The organism is Adhaeribacter rhizoryzae (assembly GCF_008629685.1).
Lineage (GTDB): Bacteria > Bacteroidota > Bacteroidia > Cytophagales > Hymenobacteraceae > Adhaeribacter > Adhaeribacter rhizoryzae.
In genome coordinates this window covers 20,999-46,911 of record NZ_VWSF01000027.1, presented here as the reverse complement: position 1 = coordinate 46,911, position 25,913 = coordinate 20,999, and the positions used below count along the sequence as shown (strand labels likewise).

Below are 25,913 nucleotides of genomic sequence, written 5' to 3'. Positions count from 1 at the left end.
TTTAAGTTAACTAAAACTATTAAGTGCCCCTGCCTGTCGTTTATTTCCGGTATTGGTCTATCAGGCGGGCCAGGGCTTTCTGCGATTCCAGTTCGGGAAAATATTCAAAAAGCAGGTGGTGCTTATCGAAGTCCAAAATTAATGCATTTTCGAGATAATTATAGGCTTCCTTGTAATTTCCTGCCGAAAGCAAATAAGCGCACATGCGGTAATGCAATTCGGCTTCTTCCGGCTGAATCTCAATAGCATTCTCCATCAGCTCAATAGCGCCCTCGTAATTGCCTTGTTCGTACAGCAAAATAGACCAGTTTAACCAAATATCTTTATTAGCAGGGGCTAGTTCGCTGGCCTTTTCGTACGCCTCAATACTCGATACAATGTGCCCCACGTTATACTCGGCTGCGGCCAGGGCCAGCCAATAATCCGAACTATCGGGGTAAATGGTGGTGGCTTTCCGGAAAAAATGCACGGCTTCGAACCACTTGGCTTGCGCATTTAAAATTACGCCAATGCCAAACCAAGCCTCATCCATGTTCGGATCTAAATCAATGGATTTCTGGTAATATTTGCGGGCCTGGTCCCATTGCCGCAGCTTTTCGTAGCACTCACCAATATTACAGTAAATATCCGCGGATGGCGCATCATGCTGGGTAAATTGGTTAAAGTGGTCAATGGCTTTGGCAAAATCGCCGAGTTGTACGTAGGTATTAGCTAGCTGTAAATAGCCATTGGCAAAATCGGCTTTAATAATGGTGCTGTATTCAAAAGCGCTCAGGGCTTTCTCGTACTGCTCCAGCCTAAACTGCACCAAACCCAGGTTATACCAGGCTGTATGGGAATAAGGGTCGGCATCGATAAACTCCTGAAAAAAAGGCAGGTTGTTTTCCAGGTTACCCGTAATATCCAGGCAATACAGCAGTTCCTGCATGCACAAATCATTTTCGGGGTTTATTTGCAGGCACTGCTTGTAATATTTTGTAGCCGATTTAAATTTACCCCAACTTTGATAGGTAAGCCCAATGTTAAAATAAATATCGTCGCGATCGGTGGTTACGGCCGCCGCCTTCTTAAAATATTCAATAGCCGTGCTGTATTCGCCTTTCTGGGTATAAATAACACCCCGGGTTACTAAAATATCGGCATTGTCGGGGTCTATCTGCGCCACTTCTTCAATCAATTGCAGCGCTTCCTCAAATTTACCGCCCATAGCCAGCAATTGCGATTTATCAATTAGCAATTCCGTAGAAAAGGGGTATTGTGCCAAAGCGGCATTGCAGGCCGCCAGTGCTTTGGTATAATTTAAATTAGTAGTATAATGATCAATGATTAATTCGAATTCCGATAAATCAAAAAATATGGTATCGTTTTCTTTTACCATATTTTCGAATTTATTTATTAACTCCAACTCCTCATTTCTATCTTCAAAATGTTCATCCATCTATCGGGGTCTCCTTTCCGCTGCAAAAATACAGCCTCTTTTTCTAACAACAAGCATTACTTTTAACCTAAGCTAATTGGGCCCGATGCAACTGGTTAAGTTCCTGGCAGCACCAATTAATGGTTTGGGTTAGCGGTACAAACTCCAATCCAAGCTTGGTTTTAATTTTCTCGTTGCTGTACATGTGTTTCTTTTTGGCAATACGGGCCGTTTCTTTAGTTATTAAAGGTCTTTTACGGGTAAAAAAAGATCGTACGGCCTCAGCCCGCCAAATTATTTCGGTTAATACCCCGGGGACTTTTACCGAAGGTGCTTTTTTCTGCAGACAACCGGCCACCTGGTTAAAAAATGCTTCGTACGACAGCAAACCGGCATTTAAAATAAAGCGATCACCGCTAATATCAGCCTGCATCAAAGCAGTCATTGCCTTAATAACATCCCTTACATCCACAAAATTCGCGCTGCCCCGGGTATAAAATTTACGTTCTTCAAAAACGTATTTAAATAATTGGGTGCTGCTCCGGCTCCAGTCGGAAGCTGGCCCCAATACCACCGAGGGGTTTACAATAACGGCCTGCAGCCCTTCGGCAACTCCCCGCCACACTTCCAGTTCGCCGAAATATTTAGAATTAGCGTAAGCCGAATGTGCAGCATTCAAATCCCACTTAGTTTCTTCGGTTAAAATTTGTTTGCCTTTAACGTGCCCAATGGCGGCAACTGAACTAACGTGGCATAACTTAACACCCGGGTTTTCCAGACAAGCATCTACGATATTGGCCGTACCGGTTACATTAATTTCCTTTAACAAAGCGGCATCCTGGGGCGCATACGAAACTAAACCGGCACAATGGTAAACCTGGCTCACCTCTCGGATGGTGTCGCGCATTAAAGTAGTATCTAAAATGTCGCCTTTAATCCATTCTATTCTGCTTTCGTTTTTAAATTCGGTGGGAATGTGCTGCCGGTACAATACTTTTAGCGACGCCCCATCGGCCAGCAATTTCCGGATCAGAAAGCTGCCAATCAGGCCCGTACCCCCGGTAATAAAAATCATTGGCAGGAAGTTTTAGAAATTAAAGTTGCGGGTTGCGCAAGGGCAAAGCCAATGCTTTTTTAAAATAAGAGCTGGCAGCGGCTTTGGGTAATATTTCCAGGTGCCGGAGCGCATGCGCATCGCTCCCGACAAAATGTACGAGTTTTAAATCTACCAACTTTTCGGCTACCTTTTTAGCTGCCTGCGAGTAATAACCCGAAAACGAATTAAGGTTTAGCTGAAATAAAACCCCTAGATCATGCATTTCTTCCAGGGCATCTAGTCGGTTATATAAGTATGTATACCGCTCCGGATGTGCCAGTACCGGCATGTAGCCGGCGGCTTTCAGCGAAAAAATAATTTCTTTAAAGTTGAAAGGCTCATTTATGTAGGAAGTTTCAATTAAAACGTAATTTTCGCCAAAGCTCAACAGCGGCTCTTCGGCTTTTATTTTACCTAAAAACCATTCGTCTAGGTAATATTCGGCGGCACAATCCAACTCCATTTCCCAGCCTTTTTCCTTTACCGCCGTTCTTACCAAAGCTAGTTTTTCCCGGATACCAGTAGGTGTATTCCGGTAAAAATCGCCCATAATATGCGGGGTAAGAATAAGCTTGCGGTAGCCTAAATCGCCTAGAACTTGTATCATTTCCAGCGATTTTTCTATAGTATCCGCGCCATCGTCTAAGCCGGGTAAAAGATGCGAATGCATATCTACGGCTATTTCGGCAAACGGGCTGCCGTTATTATTTTTCCGGAAAAACTTCTTAAAAGCCGTTAACATTCAGAATATTACATAAAGGTTCTTCTGAAACGCTTCCAAGGACTTTCCCGGACTTCATCGTCGTAGTAAGCATTCCCGTAACCATAGCCGTAGCCGTAACCATAACCGTAACCATAACCTGCAGCCATGCCTTTAGCATCGTTCAGAATTACAGTAAGTCGGGTAAAGTTATTTGTTTTCATAATCTTGTTTATATTCTTCAGGAACGACTTCTTCGAATAATCGGCCCGAACAATATAAATAGGCACATCGGCTTTGCGCATAACTAAAATCCCATCGGTTACCAGCCCTACCGGTGGCGTATCCACAATTACCACATCGTACAGTTGGTACAATTCCTCCAGCATTTCGTCGAAACGGGTATTTAAAATTAGCTCCGACGGATTAGGAGGTGTTGGGCCAGCCGAAACAAAATGCAGATTAGGAATATTACTTTGCTGGATACACTCCTGCACTGAATGTTTGCCTATCAGGATGGTACTTATTCCAATAATATTTTCGGTTTCGAAAGCTAAGTGTACTTTAGGTTTACGTAAATCCAAGTCCAGAACAATTACTTTCTGATCCGATAAAGCAATGATACCCCCCAGATTTACGGCCACAAAAGTTTTACCTTCGCCGCTTACGGTAGAGGTAACCGATATTAGACGTTTCTTTTTAGAAGATGCATTTATAAACTCCAGATTAGTCCGGATAGAGCGGATAGACTCACTAATAGCCGATTTGGGGTTTTTATCGACAATCAGTTTTGAAATATTAAGTTTTTCGCGGGTATAAGATGGTACAACTCCTAGTACAGCGGCTTTTGTGCTACGCTCAATCTCAGCCACACTCGTAACGGTGTTGTGCATAAAGTACCGACCAGCAATTAAACCAATGCCCAGCATTAAACCACTAGCTAAACCAATGGCATATACAATCATTCGGTCTGGAGATATTGGCTTACTGGGCAGCGAAGCCGGCGATAGAATTTGAAAGTCAGCGACTGTACCTGCTTTGGAAATACCGTATTCTACCTTTTTATCCATCAAACTCAGGTAGTATTTCTCGTAAAGGCCAAAAACCCGGGCTAAACGGGCCCGTTCGGTTTCTTTTTGCGGCATACTTTGTAGCTTACCTTCTATTGTACCCATGTTGCCGTTAATGGTAGCTATTTCTTTTTCCAGCAGCTGAATATTCTGGTCCAATAATTTACTGGCAGCTTCTTTCGTCAGGCTTATTTCTTTCTGGGCACGTTTTACGGCTTCGGTTTCGGGTTTATAAGAGCGTAGTAGCAATTTGTAATAAAGCTGCATGTCGCTGAGTTCGGCTATTCGCTGGCTTAACTCCTGATCTTCTACGGCCTTTAAGGACGGAATTACCTGATCCAACTCACTATCGTTATTTATCAACTGAGCTACATCCCGTAAGAGCGATATCCGCATACTTAAATCCAGACGCGCTTTGCCTAATTCTTCCAGCTTGCTTATTTGGGTACTTACATCGGCTTTAACATCGTACGTTCTGTTTTCACGCACAAAGTTTTCCATTTTCCCTTCTGAGTTAGCCAAGTTATCCTGGGTTTCTTTTAGCTGTTCGTTCAGAAATTGTTCTATCTGACTGGTAGCTAAGTTTTTTTGCCTGATCTTCTGTTCGAGGTAAGCCGAATCTATTTTATTTACAATATCGCGGGCTTTGGCCGGATTAAAATCGGTAAAAAAAATACCAACGGTATGGGCATCTGGATTAACAATTTCTACCGAAAGGTTTTGGTTAAAATAGGCATTCAGGGCACCATCACTATTTATAACAAAGTAATATTTACCGTCCAGGGTACCTTCGCCAAAATTATTGTTGGGGTAAAGTGTTAAGCTGATTTCTTTTTTATCGATCTTTTCACCAAAGCGGTAATCGCCGGAAATTTCTTCTTCTCCCACCAGATACGACAGCCTGAAACGGTTCGCATCCAGAAAATCCACATTAATTTTTTTGTTGTAGAATCTTCCGTCTTTTATATCATACGTAATTTTAAATGGCGAATTATTATACAATTCTTCGCTTAATACATTCCCCAATGCATAATAACTTACATTCAAATTAAGCCGCCGCTTCAGGTTCTCGTATATTAAATCAGATTTAATTAATTCTATTTCCCCGGATAAAGAAGAAATAGCTTGCTGGTCACTTAGAGGACCACCTAAACCTAATGCACCCGCTTGTGATTGCTCGTCTATTTTAATAATAGATGATGATTTGTAGATTGGTTTGGTATATCGTAAAAACAAATAAGAAGCTGTAAGCCCCAGCAAAATGAGTAAAATCACCCAAACTAAGCTTTTGCGGGCTACAGCCAGAAGCGTTACAAAATCTACGTCACTACCGCCTTCCTCTTCTGAATCCGTATCAGTAACTCTGCTGTTGAGTTCATCAATGTCGGCGAATTTTTCTAATGCCATTAACTAGCTAATATTTATTAATATTGATTAACTTCAATATACCTACTCAGAACTACTTTAAATTGTTTACTAATAAAACAGTAGTAATAATAGCACTTGCCGTGCCTAATACAGTACTCACAATTGGCGCAATTTCCCGGAAAACTTCAAAAAATAACCGCTGGTTTGGTTCTATGTAAATCACATCGTTTGGTTCAATATGCAGGCTCGCCTGTTTTAATCCTGCAATTGTGGTTAAATCCACCACCTGCACAATTGGGTCATGATCCATGTAATTCCGAATAATTTTTATTTTATCAGCACGACCAAATCGCGATTGTCCAAGAGCAGTTCCCCCTCCACTTCTACCTCCATCAACTCCCCCAGCTAAAGCAATAACTTCCAACAGGTTCATGTTATCATTGGTCATTGGGATAACTTGCCCTCCCGGAGAGCCCAATACGAACACACGATTATTTGTAACCTGCGTTGTTACGAATGGATCAACATAATACGTTGCATAAAGTGTCTGTAGTAGACTATCCGCCTGTAATAAGGTCAAGCCCGTTACTTTCACATAATCCACCATCGGCAACTTTATCCTTCCATCATATTGGACCAAAAACTGAGAGTTGCTAATCTGATTATTTTGCCCCCCGCTAGTTCGATTACCTCCTCGCTGGCTAGCACCTCCACCCGGCGCACCAAAAGGCAACTCTCCATTCGGGTCAAAAATCCGTTCACCTTTATTGGTATAAACCCGTACATCCAGGTAATCGTTCGGCTGAATAATATAATTGCGCTCTACGTTAGCCAAAGATTGTTTTAGCTTATCCAGGTTAACACTCCCTTCGCCCCGGAACATAATATTCTGGTTATAGCTGCGACAGGAATAAAAAGAAAGGGCAAAAAGGATTATAAAAAGACGGAGTAAATTAGGCTTAAGAATAGCTTGCATTTAATACAAGAAAAAAGAGTTAACTAAATATTGGGTTCTGTTAAATTAATTTTTAACAAAACGCCTGCAAAGTAAAACAAAATCAGGCGGGTATCAAAAGATATTGTGCCGGCATCGGGTAATATTTCGTCTGCAACTGGCTCTAATCTTCGGTATTTTGGCGCACGGTTTACAAACAAGGCCAATAATGTCCGCAAAAATCTTTTCAATTCCTCCTTTCAAAACTATATATTTTATTATCTTGTAATAACACCGTAACCAACAACCAGGCAACACCACATGAATTTAGTTAAAACGGAAAATCAGGAAATAATTGCCCAGATGGTACGGGATTTTGGAGCCAGACATATTCGGCCTTACATGATGGACTGGGACGAAAGCCAGAAATTTCCGATCGAAGTTTTTAAACAATTAGGCGAACTGGGCCTGATGGGAGTATTGGTGCCGGAGCAATACGGGGGCGCTGGTTTCGGGTATCCGGAATACGTAACGGCCATAGCCGAAATAGCCAAAATTGATGGTTCTATTGGTTTATCGGTAGCGGCCCATAACTCTTTGTGTACCGGCCATATTTTGCAATTTGGCAACGAAGCACAAAAACAACGCTGGTTACCCAAACTAGCAACCGCCGAATGGATTGGTGCCTGGGGTTTAACCGAACCCAACACTGGTTCCGATGCCGGCAATATGCGTACGGTGGCAGTGCCCGATGGCGATTATTATGTACTAAATGGTGCCAAAAACTTTATTACCCATGGTAAATCGGGCAACATAGCGGTAGTTATAGCCCGTACCGGCGAAGTAGGCGATTCGCACGGCATGACGGCTTTTGTAATAGAAAAACCGCACGAAGGCTTTAGCCACGGCAGAAAAGAAAATAAACTGGGCATGCGGGCCTCCGAAACTACCGAACTGATTATGCAGGATTGTCGGGTGCATAAAGACAATATTCTGGGGCAGGTTGGTGACGGCTTTGTACAGTCGATGAAGGTGCTGGATGGCGGACGAATTTCGATTGCAGCTTTAAGCCTGGGCATAGCCCAGGGAGCTTACGAAGCGGCTTTAGCCTACGCCCAGCAACGCCGGCAGTTTAACCAACCTATTGCTCATTTTCAGGGTATTTCTTTTAAACTGGCCGATATTGCTACTGAAATAGAAGCGGCAGCGCTGCTTACTTACCGGGCTGCTGATTTGAAAAACCGGGGTATAAATGCGACTAAAGAATCGGCAATGGCTAAATATTATGCCTCAGAAGTGGCGGTAAGAGCGGCTACTGAAGGCGTGCAAATATTTGGCGGTTACGGCTACACTAAAGATTATCCAGCCGAAAAATATTACCGCGATGCCAAACTCTGCACCATTGGCGAAGGCACTTCCGAAATTCAAAAACTGGTGATTGCGCGGGAAGTACTGCGGTAATTATAGAGGGTAAGTAGGGTAAGTAAAAGGTAGCGTTTAAAAATATTTAAAATTTAAACCTTCTCCTTGATTTTCAGTATTAATTGCTTACATTTGCAATCCTGAAAGAAAAATACAAATATTTAAACATGATAATTGTTAACGTAAAAGATAACGAGTCAGTAGACAGAGCTCTTAAAAGATTCAAGAAGAAATTTGAAAGAACCGGCGTTCTGAAAGAATTACGCGCCCGCACGTATTTTGAAAAACCATCTGTGTCTAAGAAAAGACAAAGAGAGAGAGCTGTTTACAAGCAACAACTTTTCGCTACCGAAAATTACTAGTACTTAGCTACTAGCTTTAATAGTTTAATTCCATAAATTAGTGGCTGTGTAGGATATGGCACAGCCACTTGTTTATGGAATTATTTTTTAAATACCTGCGGTACGAGAAACGCTACAGCCCCCATACGCTGCTCTCGTACCAAACCGATCTCGGACAATTTTCTGCTTACTTAGCTTCTGTTTACAATATAACTGATCCGGCCGAAGCCGACCACGCAATTATTCGGTCCTGGATTGTTTCGTTGGTGCAAAAAGACCTGGATGCCCGCACCGTTAACCGCAAAATAGCTTGTTTACGTTCGTACTACAAGTTTTTACTTCGCAACAACCGCATTACCAAAAATCCTATGTTGCGGCTGAAACCACCTAAAACTTCAAAAAAATTACCGGCTTTTGTTTCAGAAGAAACGTTTAATAAATATTTAGATGCTTTTGCCTTTGAAGATACTTTTGAAGGACAGCGCGATAAGCTTATTCTGGAATTTTTGTACGGCACCGGCATTCGGCTGGCCGAACTGATTGGCATTGCCGATGAAGATTTAAACATGACTGGTAAAACCGTACGGGTAACTGGTAAAGGCAACAAAGAAAGAATTGTACCAATCAATGATACCCTTCTAATAAGCATTGAAAAATACCTGGAAAAGAAAAAAAGCAAATTTCCGGATAACTTAACCGCAAAACTGCTCGTTACTAAGAAAGCGCTTCCGCTTTATCCTAAGCTTGTTTATAGAATTGTGAAAAAACACCTGAGTTTAATAACCACCTCCGAACACGCCAGTCCGCACGTATTGCGCCATTCGTTTGCTACCCATTTATTAAATAAGGGTGCCGACCTGAATGCTATCAAGGATTTGTTGGGGCATACGAGTTTGGCGGCTACCCAGGTTTACACACATAACTCTATCGAAAAGCTGAAGTCTATTTTCGATAAAGCGCATCCGAAAGCATAAGTTCAACCTAAAATTAATAAACTATGAAGCTACAGATGTATTCCATCCACTTCGATGCCGACCAATCTTTGTTAGATTTTATTCAGACGAAACTTAATAAACTGGATACTTTTTTTGATAGAATTACAGATGGCGAGGTATATTTAAGACTTGATAATAATAATCCTGTAAATAATAAAATTGTAGAAGTTAAGCTGTTTGTACCCGGGCAAACGCTTTTTACCAAAACCGAAGGCGCTACTTTTGAAAATGCAACCGACGAAGCCTTGGATATTTTATCGCGGCAGGTTAAAAAATACAAAGAAAAGTTAGCTACGCATTAAAAACAGGATTGTATAAAATAAAAAAGAGCGGCCTGACTTCATGAAGTCAGGCCGCTCTTTTTTAGAGGTAATTAGCAGGCTTATAAATTAAAAGCAGCTTTCACCTGATCTACAAAGTCCAGTTTTTCCCAGGTAAATAATTCTACTTCTACCTGGCGGCTATCGCCATTATTACCCGAAAAAGTTTTGGTTACCGTTTCATTTTTCCGGCCCATGTGCCCGTAAGCAGCAGTTTCGGCATAAATTGGGTTACGCAGTTTTAAACGGGTTTCAATGCCGTAAGGCGTCATATCGAAAATCTCACCTACTTTCTGGGCAATTTCGCCGTCGGTTAAACCAACTTTGGCCGTACCGTAAGTATTTACATAAATACCCATGGGGTCTTTAACCCCAATGGCATAAGAAACCTGCACCAATATTTCGTCGGCTACGCCGGCAGCTACCATGTTTTTGGCAATGTGGCGCGTAGCGTAAGCAGCCGAGCGATCTACTTTAGATGGGTCTTTGCCCGAGAAAGCACCACCACCGTGCGCACCTTTACCGCCGTAAGTATCAACAATAATTTTACGGCCGGTTAAGCCGGTATCGCCGTGCGGGCCACCAATTACAAACTTACCGGTTGGGTTAATGTGGTATTTAATAGCATCGGTAAACAAAGCTTGCAGTTCTGGTTTAAGCTGACTTTTTACCCGCGGAATTAATACATTAATAATATCTTCCCGAATTTTTTGCTGCATGGCTGCTTCGCTGTCGAAATCATCGTGCTGGGTAGAAACCACAATGGCATCAATCCGGATGGGGCGATGATCATCGCTGTACTCGATGGTTACCTGCGATTTAGCATCCGGGCGTAAATAATCAATTTCGCCATTTTCGCGCCGAATAGCAGCCAGTTCAATTAATATTTTGTGCGCCAGGTCTAATGCCAGCGGCATGTAATTATCGGTTTCGTTGGTGGCATAGCCAAACATCATACCTTGGTCGCCGGCACCTTGCTCCTGCCGGTTCAACCGGTCTACGCCCTGGTTAATATCGGCAGATTGCTCGTGAATAGCCGATAATACCCCGCAAGAATTTGCTTCGAACATATATTCAGACTTGGTATAGCCAATTTTCTGAATTACTTCGCGGGCAATTTTCTGCACATCTAAATAAGTCTGCGATTTTACCTCGCCGGCCAAAAATACTTGTCCGGTAGTTACCAAGGTTTCGCAAGCTACTTTGGAATCGGCATCCCAGGCTAAAAAATTATCAATCAGGGCATCTGAAATCTGGTCGGCAATTTTATCCGGATGCCCTTCGGATACGGATTCAGAAGTAAATAAATATGGCATTTCTTTATATGAGTAAAATATATTTAATTATCTATGTTATCGCAAAGCTAAAACAAATCCGGCAGAGTTAAAACTTTATTTCTTACTTAAGAACAACCTATTTACCTAAATTTCAGTACGCAATGGCCCCTTGTTGTCAGGCAGATATAGGTCAGATTATTAATTTTCCTATAACCAAAATGAGTAGCTAAAGTGCTCCAGCGTATGCTTATGTTACCCTATATATTTCTTTATTGCGGGGATATTTAAAGATGAGAAAAAGCAAAAAACAACTACAAAATTCTAATAATTCGGCTCGGCGGCCCGAAGGGCAAAGTGCTATTAAGCCGAAAACCAGAAAAAAACAAATAGTTTGGTAAAGCTGTGGTACCGGAATAGCCAGCGAATTTACTATATTTTTAAAGGCAGGTCTTCTTTGGTAAAATATAGGTAAAGCTACCAGGTAAGCGGCCATAACTACAATCAGCGTTCGGGAAAAAATAATTAAATTAATGCTGCGCCCTGCAACTACCAGGTTGTGCAGGTTGGTTTCTTTCTGCGAATTATTGGCTTTAAAAAATTCGGAGCTTTCTAAATTTAAAAAGCGCTGACCCCAGCTAAGTTCTTCGCCGGCTAAAAAAAAGCAAAGCAGCATAAACCCGGCCAAAGCACCTAAAAACAAAGGCCGGCGTACCCGGTATAATTTAATTATTCGTTTTCCGCTAATAACCATCATTGCTATTAGTGGCAGCAACGTCACCCATTCAATAAAGCCATCTTCGGCGGTGTAAGTAAAATCGAACCAATAACGGTCGGTGCGCGATAGCACAATGCCAAAAAAAAGCAGCCCGAAAGTAATGTAAAGAATAAAGGCTTCGGGTTTAGATATTTTATTTGGCGCCATGCGGGTAGGTTTCTGCCACCAAAGATACGGTTAATGCTTCTTTCTACCAACAACCGTTCGGGTACCCTGCTTGCGGGGCATACCAGGCTGCATCTAAAAACTTTTACCCCAGGTTTACCGTTTCAAAACCACTCAAGTATTAAAAAAACGATATAAACTTTTATGAAGAATAAAATATTACTTCTGTTTACCTTATTGCAGGTTTCTTTTGCTTCTTTTGGCCAAGACAATTCGCCTTACAAAACCAATCTGAAAGTAGATTTGCCGGTAACCATAGCCGGTGTTGGTTTAAGCGGATTGGGTGTTTATTTTATCAGTCAGAAAGAAAGTATTCCGGAAGCCCAGGCCCTAACGCTTTCCCGTTCTAAAAACGACATAAATTCTTTCGACCGGTTTTCGGCGGGCTATTATAGCGAATCGGCTAAGAAAACGAGCGATATTCCGTTTTACGGTTCTTTTGTAGCGCCTTTAGCCTTGCTCCTTGACAAAGATGTTTACCAGAATGCGCCCCAGGTATTTTTGCTTTACGCCGAAACCATGTCGGTAACGGGTACTTTATTTGCCATGACGGCGGGCCTGGTAGACCGTAAAAGACCCATGGTATATGGCACCGAAGCGCCCCTAAAGGACCGAACCAGCAAAAACGCCCGCAATGCTTTTTTTGCGGGGCACCCGGCCGCTACCGCCTCGGCTACTTTTTTCCTGGCCAAAGTTTTTCATGACTTTAACCCCGATTCGCCGGCCCGACCTTTTGTTTGGGGAGCTGCTGCCGCTGTACCAGCCACTGTGGGCTATTTACGTCTTAAAGCCGGCAAGCATTTTTTAAGCGATGTAATAACCGGATATTCTATTGGCACCGCCGTGGGTATTTTGGTACCGCACTTACACAAAAAAGGAAATGCTTCCGGCTTCTCTGTTACGCCAGTAGTTATGCCGGTAATGGATGAGATTTCGAACGGTATGGCGCTGAGTTATAAGTTCTGATTTTAAGTTGTTAGTAGTTAGTTATTGGTTGTTGAACTTAAAGGAATAAAATTCAATATTTTTTAGTGCGGCTATATCTGAGGAGTTAAACTGTCGTCCTTAAGTATCTAAATGAAAAAACCTCACAGGTCTTTGGGATCTGTGAGGTTTTTCTTTTAGCTGCAGCTTAATTCAATTCGGCATAGGTTTAAATATTAGGCTGGATCTCTAACTAATTCTACTGTATCAGTTTCTGGTTTGTAAAGGCCGGGCCGTGCTATTTCCAGACAATTAGCGGCATCTTTTAGCGGCGTAAAGCCAAAACGAGTGTAAAGAGTATGGGCATCCCGGGTCATGAGCATAAAGCGCCGTAAGTTTTGTAAATCGGGGTACGCCATAATGCATTCCATTAACCATTTAGATAAGCCTTGCCCCAGGTATTCCGGCAACACAAAAACATCTGCTAAATAAGCAAACGTGGCATAATCGGTAATAATCCGGGCAAAACCTATTTGCTCACCTGATGCCGTGTACAAGCCAAAATTTAAAGAGTTGGCGATTGCCCGCGTAACCACTTCCAGAGGAATATTTTCGGCCCAGTAAGATTCTTTCGCTAAATATTCGTAAATAACCGCTAACTGCAGTTTAGCCGAATCAATGGAAATAATAAAATCGCCCTTGGTATATTCTGCTGACATTTATAGAAACTGGTTTAAGGCTTAACAGCAGGTTTTAAGTTTGTTTCAAAGAGTTTAAAAATGCGTTTGTACTCGTCGGCCCAACTGCTCGGTTCGGTAAAAGCATGGTCTTCTACGGGGTAAACGGCTAATTCCCAGTTTTCTTTTTTAAGCTCAATTAACCGCTGCGACAACCGCACAATATCCTGAAAATGCACGTTGGTATCTACCATGCCGTGGCACATGAGTAAGGCACCTTTTAAGCCTTCAGCAAAATATATCGGCGAACTCTTTACATAAGCGAGACTATCGGTAAAAGGCTCATTTAAAATATTAGCAGTATAGCCGTGGTTATAATGCGCCCAATCGGTAACGGATCGCAAGGCCGCCCCCGCTGCAAAAACATCAGGCTGCGTAAACATGGCCATTAAGGTAATAAAGCCACCGTACGAGCCGCCATAAATACCAATGCGTTTGGCATCCACGCCGTACTTATCTACCAGTAATTTAGCGCCGTCTACGTGGTCAGAGAGGTCTTTGCCGCCCATGTGGCGGTAAATGCCGGTACGTACGTCGCGGCCATAACCTGAGCTGCCCCGGTAATCAATATCCAGTACGGTATAACCTTGGTCAACCAAAAAATTATGAAACATGTACTCCCGAAAATATTGGCTCCACCATTTATGCGCGTTTTGCAGATAACCGGCTCCGTGTACAAAAATTACCGCTGGGCCTTTGGCAACGGTTTGGGCCGGGCGGTATAATCGGGCAAAAATATTAACGCCATCGGCGGCTTTAAAAGATAATACTTCGGGTTCGCGCCAGTTATAGGCCTTAAAAGCGGGGGGTAACGAATTGGTAACTTGCTTGGGTTTAGCCCCTGGCCGATTATCCTGCAAATACAATTCCCAGGGCTTGTTGCTGTAAGAATACCGGATGGCCAGCGTTTTCTCGTCCGGCGATAAAGTTACCTCGTGGCTGCCGGGCAAAGACGTTAAAGCAATGGCTTCGCCGCCCTGTAGGGGCAACCGGTAAAATTGAACATCGCCGGGGTGGTTTTTGTTTGCATTAAAATACCAGTACTTTTTATTACGGGATAGCTGCAGGTTTGATATTTCGTAGTTGCCGTGGGTTAAAGCTTTTTTGGCGCCAGTTTTAATATTTACGGTATACAAGTGCGAATAACCGGTTTCTTCCGATTGAAACCAGATGTGCTCATTATCGGGTAACCAGCCAATTTCGCCGGCTCCGTAGCCAATACCAGGGCCATTAATCCAGGCCTCGTCGTGTTGCCGGTATAATAATTTGGTAGTACGGGTAGTTGGCTCAAAACTAAGCAGCCAGCGGTCTTTGTTATCCTGGGCGCGCGCTACCAGCAAGGCATTTTTTCCATTATCGGACCAAACCGGCCCGTAAGCTATTATCGCGCGAGGCTTTGGCGTATTTTCTTTTTTAGTTGCATAATCTTTCCGGAAAGCTGGTACTTCGTTTATACCCGGCAAATCTGTGAAAGGAACTTGGTAAGTTGTATCCTGGTGGCGGTTGTAAACAGCCATTTCGTAAGCCGGCTGGGGATGACCTACTTTGGGGCGCGTAGCAATATTTTGGGTAAAGCCTGAACCCGTTACAAAATTTGGCACCTGCGCTATTTGGGTATTAGCTGCCACCGAAGCAGACAAACGGTAAGTAATATATTGTTCGTCGGGGCTCAGTACTATATTATCTACAGCTTTATCGCCGAGGTAAATTGTTAAGGGCCGATTTCGGGTATTGGCTTTAACCTGGGCTTTTGCTGTGGCTTTATCAGCTTCGCGAAGTTTTACAATATTTAATAATGCGGGTTGCTGGCTGCGTAGCCATTTTTCCTGTTCGCTTTTGGGCGCTTCCGGGTCAGTAGGTTTGGGGCCTTTTCTAAAATCGGTTAGCTGCACCAACTGGCCGGAACCCAAGTGCAAGTAAAACAAATTGTTATTTTGCAGGAAAGCTATTTTCTTTTGGTCGAAAGTAAAGTCCGGCAAATATTCTCGCTCTACGGTATTGGTAAGCTGCTCTATTTTACCTGATTTTACATCCAGCAAATAAATATCGCCGTTTTTTTCATACACTTTTTGGGTGTAGTTGCGGTTATAAGCCCCGTTACTAGTTGGCAATAACTGGCTTGCCGAGGCCGTTACTTTCCGGATATTTTTGCCATCGGCATTAACGGTATATAAAGAATCGCGGCGGTTGTTATCGGGGTTCCACTGGAAATATATTTGCCGGCCATTTTCCGACCAAGAAATATTGCTGGGCGAAGTGCCGGTAAAAGCCGTTCCCTGCATTATTTGGTCTATGGTTAGGGTGGCCGTAGCGTTTCCCTGACAAAAACCTGTTTGGGAGAATAAACCCGATAGAACTGTAAATATTAGAATATTGAACCGTTTGGAAAGAAGCATAGCAAGAGGAAATAAATTCGGTACAAGTTTTAATAAAATTCTGATAAAAACAGCATGGCTGCTCTTGTTTACCCGCCATTATTTATATTCAGAAATGCACGGAAGTAAATCCGCGCTATAGCGGTTGCTGATAATAAAAACAAGGGCTGCTCTTGCGAACAGCCCTTGTAATACTATTAGTTAAATTATAATTTCCGGATAGCTTATTAGCTATCTAAAAACTACTTATTGGTTCAGCACTGGATTGTTTAATACTTCGGCCTGCGGAATTGGGAAAGTTAATTCGTCGGCGTCATACGTAAACGATTTCCCGGCTTCGAACAAATGGTTAGAACCGCGGGTAACGGTTTTCTTCAGGCGTTTCATGGCTAAATAAGCTTTGCCTTCTCCCCATAATTCTATGCGGGTTTGCAGGTAAATTTCATCTAGCAAGGCTTGTCCGCCCAAAGCATCTACATAATTAACGTTGGTTAGCCTTTTGGCTAACAGTTGTTTCAGAATGTCTTTGGCGGCACCTTCCTGGCCTAACCGGGCTTTGGCTTCGGCGTTTAATAAATACATTTCTTCTAAGCGCATGTACACGTAATCGGTAACCACATTACGCTGACCACCAATTACGCGAGCCGGATCAAAGAATTTATTTACCGGCATTAAGTCCATGTCGCCTTCGGCGTAGCCATCTTCTTCGTAGAATTGCTCAACACCACCATCTTCCGGATCAAACTGATTTTTTCTAACATCGTCGGCCCGAATGGCATCATACAAGCCTTTGTCGATGGTTTTAGGGTCACCGGCCCAGGCATAGCTGTAAGTAAAAATATCCATTTGTCCCCACCACGATACCAGGTCGAGGTTATTGGCTAAAGTAAGGTCTACGCCCCACATCCAGCTTGGGCTAGCTACATTGTTAAAGCCCGATTCCGGATTTAACACACGGCCGGTAGCCGGATCAATCTGGGCAACTACTTCGTTTTTCTCTAACAACCGGAAACCGCCATTGGCAATAACTTCATCGGTAAGCTTAACTACCTGATTTAAATCGGCGGTTGTACCCCTTGCCGATAAAGCGTAAACCAATAAGCCTTTTGCTACCTGCTGATTTATCTGGTCTTTAGAAGCCCGGTTAAAGCCGTCTAAATATTCGATGGCCTGGGTTAAATCCGACACGATAAAATCATAAACCTCAGCGGTAGTGCTTTTTGGCTGGTTCGGCGAATTGGTATCTTTGTAGATAGGCAATATTTTTTCGGTGCCATTACCATAACCGGTTGCATAAAACTGCGCCAGGTAAAAGTAAGCGTAAGCCCGAACTGCTTTGGCCTGGCCCATGGTATAACGGTTTTGCGGTAAGGTTTGCTCGGCATCTGAACCACCCAAGGCATCTATTACGGTATTGGCGCCCAAAATAAGCCGGTAATAATACCGCCACGGTTGGTAAGCCGGGTTACCCGTAAAATCTTTAGTAGCCTGATACCGTACCACGGTGGTATACCAGCCGTAATTTGTACCGGCCAAAGCCACATCCGATACCAGAAAATCGCTGAAAATATCGTAGCCTTTTTGGCCGAAATCGTCGTGGTTAGTGGTACCGCCAGTTTCGGTATTATACATGGTAGCGTATAAACCCGCAATACTGCCATTTAACAAAGTAGGGTCTTTTTCCGCTGCTTTGGCAATTTGTTCCGGCGATAACCGTTGGGTTGGTTTTTCATCCAGAAAATCATCTTTACAACTGCTCACCAAAAACGAAAGAGCAACTGCACCCATTAAATATATATTTTTCTTCATTTCTGTTTAATTAAAATTTAACGCGTAAACCACCGGTTAAGGTAGATAAAGGATTGTACTGGTATCTGCTTTGGTTATTATCGCGGTTAGAGCTACCAGCCTCCGAAATAGCAGGGTTAAAGCCTTTACGAGCAGTATTAATCCATAAATTATCGCCGGATACCCATACGGTAAGACCACCTAAACCAACTTTTTCGGTTAAGTTAGCCGGAACGGTGTAGCTTAAGCGCACATTGTTCAGGCCCAGGTAATTGGCTTTGGTCAGGAAGCGGGTAGAAGCACCGGCTGCGTTTAAATCGGCGTTGTTAGAAAGACGCGGAACTACGCCATCGCCTGGTGCATCGGCGCTCTGCCATCTGTTTAAAATATCGGTGTGCCAGTTGTTGCTACCAATTAAACCGTTGCCCATTAAAGAAGCATAGCGGTAATCGTAAGCATAACCACCCAGGCTATAAATAAACTGCGCACTTAAATCAAAACCTTTGTAACCGCCAGCTAAGTTAAAGGCGCCTCTTATTTTAGGAATAGCCGATTTGCCAATGTATTTCTGAGTGGCACTGGTGTAGGTTTTGGTAGTAGTGGTCTTCAGGTCAGATTCCTGCACATCCGGATTACCAGCTAAATAATTGGTTAAGTCAGCGATACCTTCGCCGGCATCTACTGTATTATTATTATTTGCGTCGTTGTATACTACATTCCACATAGCTCTGCCATCTACTTTATCAACACCGGCATATTCGCGCATGTAAAAATCAAAAATAGAATGACCTACCGACCAACCGTAAGGCGCTTGCACGTCTATGGGTTTTTGCTTGCCCGTAACCGGGTCTAAAGGCATTTCGGTAATCTCGTTATCAAAAATTTCGCCGTTTACATTCAGGTCTAAACGGTAATCTTCGGTTTTCAGCACATGGCCGGTTAAATCAAATTCAAAGCCCCGGTTTCTTAATTTACCGTCGTTTACCAGCAATAAGGCATAACCAATAGAAGGCCCAACTCTTCTTTCGAATATTAAGTTGTCGGTGTTTTTGATATAATAATCCAATGAACCGTCTAAAAATTCGCCTAAACTAAATTCAATTCCGGTCTGGAACATCTTAGAAGTTTCCCAGGTTAAATTGGGGTTACCTTTGGTGTAGAAAGAGAAAGCCGGCGCATCGTTTAAGTTATCAACGTTAAATAAATCGTACCCCGGATAGTAACCTACCCCCGCCTGATCGCCGATTAAGCCGTAGCTAGCCTTTAATTTTAAATTATTTAGAATAGGCAGATTGCTCATAAAATCTTCGCTGGATATTAACCAGGCAGCACCTATTGAACCAAACGTACCCCATTTATCTTCGCGGAACCGGGAAGAACCATCTCGCCGGATAGTACCGGATAAGAAGTATTTTTTAGAGAAATCGTAGTTAACCTGCGCGAAGTAACTTTCTAAAGAATAAGCATTGGTGTAAGAATTAGATGGGTTAAATACCACCGCATTGCTCAAGTCTAACAAATCCGGATCTACCAGGTTATAACCCGAAGCAATTAAAAGGCTCCGGCGCCAGTTGCTGGCTTCGTGCGCGGCTAAAGCTTCTATACCGTGTTGGCCAAAAGTTTTATTGTATCTTAATAAATTTAATAAGTTAAAAGACGTTAACTCTTCTCTTTCGGTATAAAGGCTACCATTCTGAGAAGCAGAACTGCCGTAATATTTATTACCCCGGTTTACATATTTATCGTTGTAATACTGCAAACCCAAGCGGTTCTCAAAGGTTAAGCCTTCCAGAATATTAAAGTTTAAGTTGGCGCTACCGTTCAGTTCGTTCCGGTTATTCCGGTTTACATCGTAAGTAGCATCCGAAATAGCATTGGTTAAACCACCAAAACCACGGGAAGTAGCATTAGAACCACCACCGTAATCAAAGCGGTTACCGCCAAATATTGGGTCGGTGAGTAATTTACCTTCGCCATCGCGCATAAACAAAGGATAAATGGGCGGCATGTTATCGGCAAACCAGAAAATACTACCTGAATCTTCTGACTGGCCGTTATTATTGCTTTCGGTTCTGGCATAACCAAAGTTTACCCCGCCGGTTAACCATTTTTTAATTTCCTGGGTAACATTTAAACGGGCCGATAAACGTTGGAAATCAGAGTTAATAATATAGCCTTGGTCGTCTAAGAAACCGAAAGAAGAATAATAATTTGTTTTACCGGTAGAACCGCCAAACTTAACGTTTACCTCGTTGCGGGCCGCGTTTTGGAAAGCAAAATCTTCCCAGTTTTCCGGAGTGTATTTCCGGGTAACGCCGGGTCTTACAGTGCGGGTAGCCGGATCAATTAATTCGGCAGCTGTGGCATTCCACATGTTATAATTGGTCCGGATACCAGAAGTAGAGAATAACCGGGTGTTGGCGAAGTTGGTAGGGTTGGCATTATTTAAGGCCACACCTTGGTTGTACAAAGCCTCCCAGCCTAAGCCAATATATTGCTCCGGCGACTTAATGGTGCTGTAGCGGGGCAGCAAAGCCATGTTGGTACCCGTGCTGGCATCAGCCTCAATGTAAGAAGCTTTACCTTTGCCGCTTTTAGTAGTAATTACCACTACCCCGTTGGCGCCTCTGGAACCGTAAATAGCCGTAGCAGCCGCATCTTTCAGTACCGTAGCCGACTCAATATCGGCGGGATTAATGGCGTTAAGGTTACCGGTAAAAGGCACGCCATCAACTACATATAAAGGATCGCGGTTACCGTTTACCGAACCTAAACCCCGGATACGGATGGTGCCGGTAGAACCAGGCTGACCGCTGGTGTTAATAACCCGCACCCCGGCTACTTCACCAGCTAAAGCCTGCGAAACGTTAGAAACATTCTTTCTTTCTAAGTTTTCGCCGCTAACTACTTTGGCCGAACCCGTAAAAGATTGTTGGGTTTGCGTAGAATAACCCGTAATAACTACTTCGTTTAACTGGGCGGCATCTACGTTTAAGGTTACATTAATGGTAGTAGCATTGCCAATAGCCCGCTCTACGGTAGTGTAACCAATAAAACTGAAGCTTAAAACACCTGAAGCAGGTACATTAATGGTATAATTACCATCCACATCGGTGCTGGTACCGGTAGAAGTACCTTTTACCAGAACTGTTACACCAGGCAAGCCTTGTCTGGAAGCGCCATCGGTTACAGTACCCGATATTGGTCGCTATTGCGCGCTTACTTCGCTTATTAAGAAAAGCAGCAGCATGCATTTCATGAATAAAAATTTTGTCATAAGGTTTGTTTGTTGTTTGTAAGGGTTTGTTTAAATAAAATAGACAAGAGGCAAAGCTTACGCCTTTCTTTTGCTTATTCAGGATAGTAGTTTGAAAATAGGCAGCATTGTTTTAGTTTAACACTCAACCACACAATTGGTTAATCAACAACCAGTTACAATATTTGTTTAACCTTACCCAGGCTGGTTCAACAATATTGTCAAATGCCGGTTAACCCACCAACGTTGAAGCATCAGTTAATTTCAAGCTGATTCTTCCCAAACTAAACGGTAGGGACAGGTACTATAAAAGATAGGGGGAACGAAAGTTTGCTTTAGAAGTCATAATAGCTTGTTTGTTTGTTAGATAGTTCAGTTTACAATATCAAAATTAAAGTTATATTGTATATAAAAAAATAATTCATCCTTAAAACAGGAATTATATCATATTCAGGATTAAATAATATTTAATATTAATAACCTAAACCTGAAATATTTTAAATCAATTTGCTTATATCAACCCAATTGTAAAATATATTTAATGTGAAGGCTGTTTTTAAAATTTTTAAATTTTTCTCCTCATCTCCAGGAACAAGTTTTGGTGATTATAATTTATTATAACTGCATTATGATTAAATATTCTCAACACTTAAGCTTATACATTAAATTTTATCTGAATAAATTGGCATAATATTAAACCATAACAAAAAGCCTTTTTAGTTAAAACTGCCCTATTTTAAACTTGTATTGCCAGGTTATTTAAATTTATTTAAAATATTAAATTTCTATAATTTTCATTGCATTTAAAATATTCAAGCAAATACTTATTGGAATACTACAAATATCCATCAACAATTTACAAATAGCATTCTGATGATACTTGTAAAAACCCTTAGCTATACAAGATTGTGGCAAAGTAATAAATACCCAATTTTTTAGGCGCTAGCTGATTATAAAGCCATAATAACCTATGGCAACATCTGGTAAGAGCAACGATATTTTGGAATATATTAGACGCCAGAAGCGCTAATGCTAACTGTAAAAACAGGAGCATCACAAGTTTGCTTTAATCCGTTGGATTAAATTAGCGCCCAAACAAGCAGGCTGTTGGGGTTAACAGCTACAAAAACAATTATATTATTGCTGATTTAAGAACAAGAGAACCTGAATGGAATGCGTTCAGCCAATCGGGTAGGTAGCGCTTTTGCAACCGTATGAATATTACTTTTGAACCCAAGCCCGACGGAAAAAATAGCCGGTTAAAGCCGCTAAACCACCAACCAAGCCTCCCACCACCGCGGTAACCAACAAGAGCAACCAGGGTTGCGGCAACGTAAAAAGTGTAGCAACCCGGCTGGTTAAGATGCCATCGTTGCGCAAATGAAAAAATAAGCTTAAACCCAGCCAGCCCAAAAATATAGCACCAAAGCCTGCCCAAAAGGCGCCGCTACCTTTTTTAGCCAACCAAAAAGCCAGAACAAAAGATACTATGGCCAAAATCCACCAGGGTAAAACCCACTGCAAGGCAAAACTTAAAACTAACAGCAATAAAAATAAACGCATAAATTTAGTTTGGCTAAACAGTTAAGATCTATTTATTATAAATTAATAATTCTAAAACCAGCTGCGCTACTTTTTCCGCAAGCTTAATTTAGATACGAACTGAGCATTACCATCAGTTGGAGATTGCAAATACACCAATTCATTAAGTTTGCCTTGTCGCCAGGTTTCCAGCAGGTTGTCGTAGTAAAAGCTGCCGGGGTTGCCCGACTGGCCGCCGGGGTAAATGCCGTAGCCTTTTACCTGCGGCCCCAAGGCCACTACCATGCGCCACGATGGCCCGTTTCGCTCCGAAGTGGCATTTACAATATTGCGACCACCGCCAACAAATATATTTTCGTGGCCAAAGCCCGGCAATTTAGCCAAATGCTGCACCGAAGTAGCTTTGTGGTTGGCCCACTGCCACTTTTTACCTAATGCGCCGTGCTGTTTTGCCAGCGAATCAATAGTAGCAACAAAAGTTTGTTGGGCCAGCATGGGCAGCGTTTCTTTGGCGGGCGTATGAATATTATCGTACCATTTGGCCTGGGGTTCCTGCAAAACTAAATGCCAGGTGCGGTCGCGGTTAGGGTAACGCATTTCTAACCCGGTTTTGCTCCCAAACTCATCGTCCCAGATAGCTTTGCTTAAAGCTTGCCACCACACCTCAAATATTGTCGGGCTGAGTTGGTCTGGGTGGTTATAATATTGCCATTTTGAAAGTTCCAGAAATGCTTGTTGCTGGGTTTGGTTTAATTTATTTTTATCTAACTGAGCCAACAGCGTGGGCAATACAGTTTGGGCGTTAATATTAAAGTTATCGTTTTGCAGGCCGCGCATGCTGTCCGGCGATATTTTTTGCATGGCCGCAAGCCGTTGGTTTATCCGGATACCCCGATCGGCGGGGGCAAACTCCCAATTTATATAATACGGGTAATCCGGGCCAGCCGAAAACTGGTTGGCCGAAGACACAAAACCCCGCGCCGGATTTTTCACGTGCGGATTTTGTGCGGCCGGAATCCAGCCTTGCCAATCGTGGGTTTTATTACTGCCATCCAGGGTAAATTTGCCCTGGGTTTTCCATTTCAGCGGAAATTTACCATTGGGCCACAGAGCAATATCCTGGTGCACATCGGCGTAAACAAAGTTTTGGGCCGGGGCTACCCAGTATTGCAAGGCCTCTTGAAAATCCTGGTAATTATGCGCCCGATTAAGCAGGTAAAGCGTACGCAGCTCGTTCGATTTATCGTGGGCAATCCAGCGCATGGCGTGGCTTACCGGCGTTTGCTTGTTAAAAACTTCTTCCGGGCGGTCGTATACCACCGGGCCGTGGTGGGTATAATAAACAGTATCGTTGCGGATAGCACCGCCTCTTATTTTTATTTTTTCTATTACCTGCCGCACCGGTTTCCATTGGTTGTCGTGGAAATATTCTTTTTTGGTGGCATCTTTAAATTTTATCTGGTACCAATCCATCACATCGGCATCTACGTTGGTTACGCCCCAGCTTACCTCTTTATTAAAGCCAATAATAATACCCGGCGCACCCGGAATAGAAACGCCGTACACATTTACGCCCGGTGCTACCAGTTGCACTTGGTACCAGATAGACGGCAAATTAAGCTGCAAATGCGGGTCGTTGGCCAGCATGGGGAAACCCGTAGTGGTTTTGTTGCCGGCTACGGCCCAGTTGTTACTGCCTAATTCGGCGGGCGGCTCTTTTTCCAGTACTTTGTTCGAAAATTCTGCCATAAAATTTTCAGGCGCAGCCGGAATATTTAGCGGCTTAAAATCGAGTTCGGTACCCACCGGCACAATAGGATCTTCGCGAAACGGGTAATTCGGGAATAAATCTTTAACTACTTCCGGGCCATATTTTCGCAGAATATTGATCATGCGCAAATCGTTGGAGCGGCCTGCCAAATCGTAAGCCATTACTTTCAGCAGCAGGGCACATTTCAGCGGCGTCCAGGGTTCAGGGGCGTAATCTAATAATTTATATTCCAGGGGGTAAGTTTTGGGCGATAGTTGGGCAATATAGGCGTTTACGCCGGCCGTATAACTTTGGAGCATGGTACGGGTAGTAGGCTCGGCCATCATACCGGCCAGCGATTGCTGCGCCCCGTACACCATGCCCATGCGCCGCTGAAACCTATCAAAATCGATGGCTTTGCTGCCAATAATTTCGGAAATACGGCCGGCCGCCGCGTGCGTCTGAAACTCCATTTGCCACAACCGGTCGCGTGCCGTTAAGTAGCCTTGGGCAAAATAAAGGTCCTGGTCGTTTTGGGCGAAAACGTGCGGAATACGGCTTTTATCGAACAGGATGGTAACATTATCCTGTATGCCCGGTAAGGTTAGTTCTTCTTCAGCGGCCAGGTCTTTGCTTTCGGCTTGCTGCCAGAAACCGGTAAATGGGCTCAAAAACTTTCCTACGGGCGGCACATCGCCAAACTTGGTATTTAATGCATAAACTAAAGCTAAAAGAATAATTAAGGAAAGAATCGCCCGGAGCCACTTCATAATTTATGTTTATAGCGGATTCAAGATACCTAAATTCTATAAATTATAAAGAGGAGAATATTTTTTCTGCAGCGAGCCTATACTGCGTGGCCTTAACAATAAGTTGCAATAAGTTAAATTCTGGACGATTGTTTTGCCAGAATATTTAATTTAGATTTAAAGAAATACTTAATAAGAACAGAATAATCATTCTTCTTTTAATATTTGGTTTAAACCGCCAACTACGTTTATCCTGTCACTTTTAGGCACCAGCTTGGTAGGTTTTGTAATCGCTACGCACCTGTAATAACACGCATCCATTTTTTATTTAAAAAACATCGGCTTTTCTGTGATTTTCTTGTAAGTCTTGCGAATAATATATAAACCAAAATCTTAAAGTGAATTCAGCATCGGAAAAAGAATGGTTTATTGGAATATTAAAGGAGCATAGAAGAATCTTATATAAGGTAGTTTATGCTTATTGCCAAAGCCCTGAAGACAGAAAGGATTTGGAACAAGAAATTATAATTCAATTATGGAAATCGTTAAAGCACTACAATAAGGATTTTAAACCCTCTACCTGGATTTACAAGATAGCTTTAAATGTGGCCATATCACATTACCGAAAAGATTTTAAGCGAAAGAAAACGAATATTCCCTACGACGGCACAATCTTTCAGATAGCAGAAGAGGCTAATTTTTCAGAAGAATATATAAGTAAAACAGAACAGTTGTATAAGTTTATTAACAGATTAAATGAATTTAACAAAGCAATAATTATTCTTTACTTAGAAGATAAAAGCTATAAAGAAATAGCAGATATTATTGGACTTACCGAAACCAACGTGGGCACAAAAATAAACCGGATTAAAAAGAAATTGAAAGAAAGCATTTCTATTGCAAATAATTAAC

At 42.6% G+C, this 25,913-nt stretch carries 20 protein-coding genes; 6 read left to right on the top strand and 14 right to left on the bottom strand.

From position 1 onward, the window contains the following. Window positions 1-40 precede the first annotated feature (40 nt). From F0145_RS22865 to F0145_RS22840, 6 genes are all read right to left on the bottom strand, one after another. Window positions 41-1,438 carry a tetratricopeptide repeat protein gene (locus tag F0145_RS22865; protein WP_150092388.1) on the bottom strand — a complete coding sequence of 466 codons (1,398 nt, stop codon included), beginning with the start codon at window positions 1,436-1,438 and terminating at the stop codon, window positions 41-43. Between the two features lie 67 nt (window positions 1,439-1,505). Continuing rightward, complete coding sequence (locus tag F0145_RS22860) at window positions 1,506-2,492, bottom strand: NAD-dependent epimerase/dehydratase family protein (protein WP_150092386.1); 987 nt, start codon at window positions 2,490-2,492, stop codon at window positions 1,506-1,508. Window positions 2,493-2,511: 19 nt separating this feature from the next. Continuing rightward, on the bottom strand, window positions 2,512-3,255 hold the full coding sequence (locus F0145_RS22855; RefSeq protein ID WP_150092384.1) for a tyrosine-protein phosphatase: 744 nt from the start codon (window positions 3,253-3,255) through the stop codon (window positions 2,512-2,514). A gap of 8 nt (window positions 3,256-3,263) precedes the next feature. Beyond that, window positions 3,264-5,690 (bottom strand): GumC family protein, encoded by a 2,427-nt coding sequence (locus F0145_RS22850; protein WP_150092382.1) that lies wholly within the window; start codon window positions 5,688-5,690, stop codon window positions 3,264-3,266. A gap of 52 nt (window positions 5,691-5,742) precedes the next feature. Continuing rightward, complete coding sequence (locus F0145_RS22845; RefSeq protein WP_150092380.1) at window positions 5,743-6,627, bottom strand: polysaccharide biosynthesis/export family protein; 885 nt, start codon at window positions 6,625-6,627, stop codon at window positions 5,743-5,745. 23 nt (window positions 6,628-6,650) lie between these two features. After that, a complete protein-coding gene (locus F0145_RS22840; RefSeq protein ID WP_150092378.1) occupies window positions 6,651-6,836 on the bottom strand; it encodes a hypothetical protein in 186 nt (61 codons plus the stop codon). A gap of 70 nt (window positions 6,837-6,906) precedes the next feature. On the opposite strand from F0145_RS22840, the gene F0145_RS22835 reads away from it, so the two are divergent. From F0145_RS22835 to hpf, 4 genes are all read left to right on the top strand, one after another. Beyond that, window positions 6,907-8,046 carry an acyl-CoA dehydrogenase family protein gene (locus F0145_RS22835; RefSeq protein ID WP_150092376.1) on the top strand — a complete coding sequence of 380 codons (1,140 nt, stop codon included), beginning with the start codon at window positions 6,907-6,909 and terminating at the stop codon, window positions 8,044-8,046. 128 nt (window positions 8,047-8,174) lie between these two features. Next, the gene (rpsU, locus tag F0145_RS22830; RefSeq protein ID WP_146898138.1) at window positions 8,175-8,369 is read left to right on the top strand and encodes a 30S ribosomal protein S21; all 195 of its coding nucleotides are present in this window, start codon (window positions 8,175-8,177) and stop codon (window positions 8,367-8,369) included. Window positions 8,370-8,443: 74 nt separating this feature from the next. After that, window positions 8,444-9,322 (top strand): tyrosine-type recombinase/integrase, encoded by an 879-nt coding sequence (locus F0145_RS22825; protein WP_150092374.1) that lies wholly within the window; start codon window positions 8,444-8,446, stop codon window positions 9,320-9,322. A 23-nt stretch (window positions 9,323-9,345) separates the two neighbouring features. Next, on the top strand, window positions 9,346-9,645 hold the full coding sequence (gene hpf / locus F0145_RS22820) for a ribosome hibernation-promoting factor, HPF/YfiA family (RefSeq protein WP_150092372.1): 300 nt from the start codon (window positions 9,346-9,348) through the stop codon (window positions 9,643-9,645). An 80-nt stretch (window positions 9,646-9,725) separates the two neighbouring features. Here hpf and metK read toward each other — a convergent pair whose 3' ends face one another. Continuing rightward, window positions 9,726-10,979, bottom strand: coding sequence for a methionine adenosyltransferase (gene metK / locus F0145_RS22815; RefSeq protein WP_150092370.1), 1,254 nt, complete (start codon window positions 10,977-10,979; stop codon window positions 9,726-9,728). A 208-nt stretch (window positions 10,980-11,187) separates the two neighbouring features. Next, complete coding sequence (locus F0145_RS22810; protein WP_150092368.1) at window positions 11,188-11,862, bottom strand: hypothetical protein; 675 nt, start codon at window positions 11,860-11,862, stop codon at window positions 11,188-11,190. Window positions 11,863-12,024: 162 nt separating this feature from the next. On the opposite strand from F0145_RS22810, the gene F0145_RS22805 reads away from it, so the two are divergent. Continuing rightward, on the top strand, window positions 12,025-12,846 hold the full coding sequence (locus tag F0145_RS22805) for a phosphatase PAP2 family protein (protein ID WP_150092366.1): 822 nt from the start codon (window positions 12,025-12,027) through the stop codon (window positions 12,844-12,846). A 194-nt stretch (window positions 12,847-13,040) separates the two neighbouring features. Here the strand turns inward: F0145_RS22805 and F0145_RS22800 are convergent, their stop codons facing one another. From F0145_RS22800 to F0145_RS22775, 6 genes are all read right to left on the bottom strand, one after another. Beyond that, window positions 13,041-13,523 (bottom strand): GNAT family N-acetyltransferase, encoded by a 483-nt coding sequence (locus F0145_RS22800; RefSeq protein ID WP_150092364.1) that lies wholly within the window; start codon window positions 13,521-13,523, stop codon window positions 13,041-13,043. A gap of 14 nt (window positions 13,524-13,537) precedes the next feature. Then, window positions 13,538-15,937, bottom strand: coding sequence for a prolyl oligopeptidase family serine peptidase (locus F0145_RS22795; protein WP_150092362.1), 2,400 nt, complete (start codon window positions 15,935-15,937; stop codon window positions 13,538-13,540). 225 nt (window positions 15,938-16,162) lie between these two features. After that, a complete protein-coding gene (locus F0145_RS22790) occupies window positions 16,163-17,725 on the bottom strand; it encodes a RagB/SusD family nutrient uptake outer membrane protein (protein ID WP_150092360.1) in 1,563 nt (520 codons plus the stop codon). Between the two features lie 10 nt (window positions 17,726-17,735). After that, complete coding sequence (locus F0145_RS22785) at window positions 17,736-20,906, bottom strand: SusC/RagA family TonB-linked outer membrane protein (protein WP_223816212.1); 3,171 nt, start codon at window positions 20,904-20,906, stop codon at window positions 17,736-17,738. Window positions 20,907-22,181: 1,275 nt separating this feature from the next. After that, a complete protein-coding gene (locus F0145_RS22780; RefSeq protein WP_150092358.1) occupies window positions 22,182-22,523 on the bottom strand; it encodes a hypothetical protein in 342 nt (113 codons plus the stop codon). A gap of 66 nt (window positions 22,524-22,589) precedes the next feature. After that, window positions 22,590-25,022 carry a penicillin acylase family protein gene (locus F0145_RS22775; RefSeq protein ID WP_150092356.1) on the bottom strand — a complete coding sequence of 811 codons (2,433 nt, stop codon included), beginning with the start codon at window positions 25,020-25,022 and terminating at the stop codon, window positions 22,590-22,592. Window positions 25,023-25,399: 377 nt separating this feature from the next. Between F0145_RS22775 and F0145_RS22770 the strand changes: the two genes are divergently transcribed. After that, window positions 25,400-25,912, top strand: a complete 513-nt coding sequence (locus F0145_RS22770) for an RNA polymerase sigma factor (protein ID WP_223816209.1) — start codon at window positions 25,400-25,402, stop codon at window positions 25,910-25,912. The last annotated feature ends 1 nt before the right edge of the window (window position 25,913 follow it).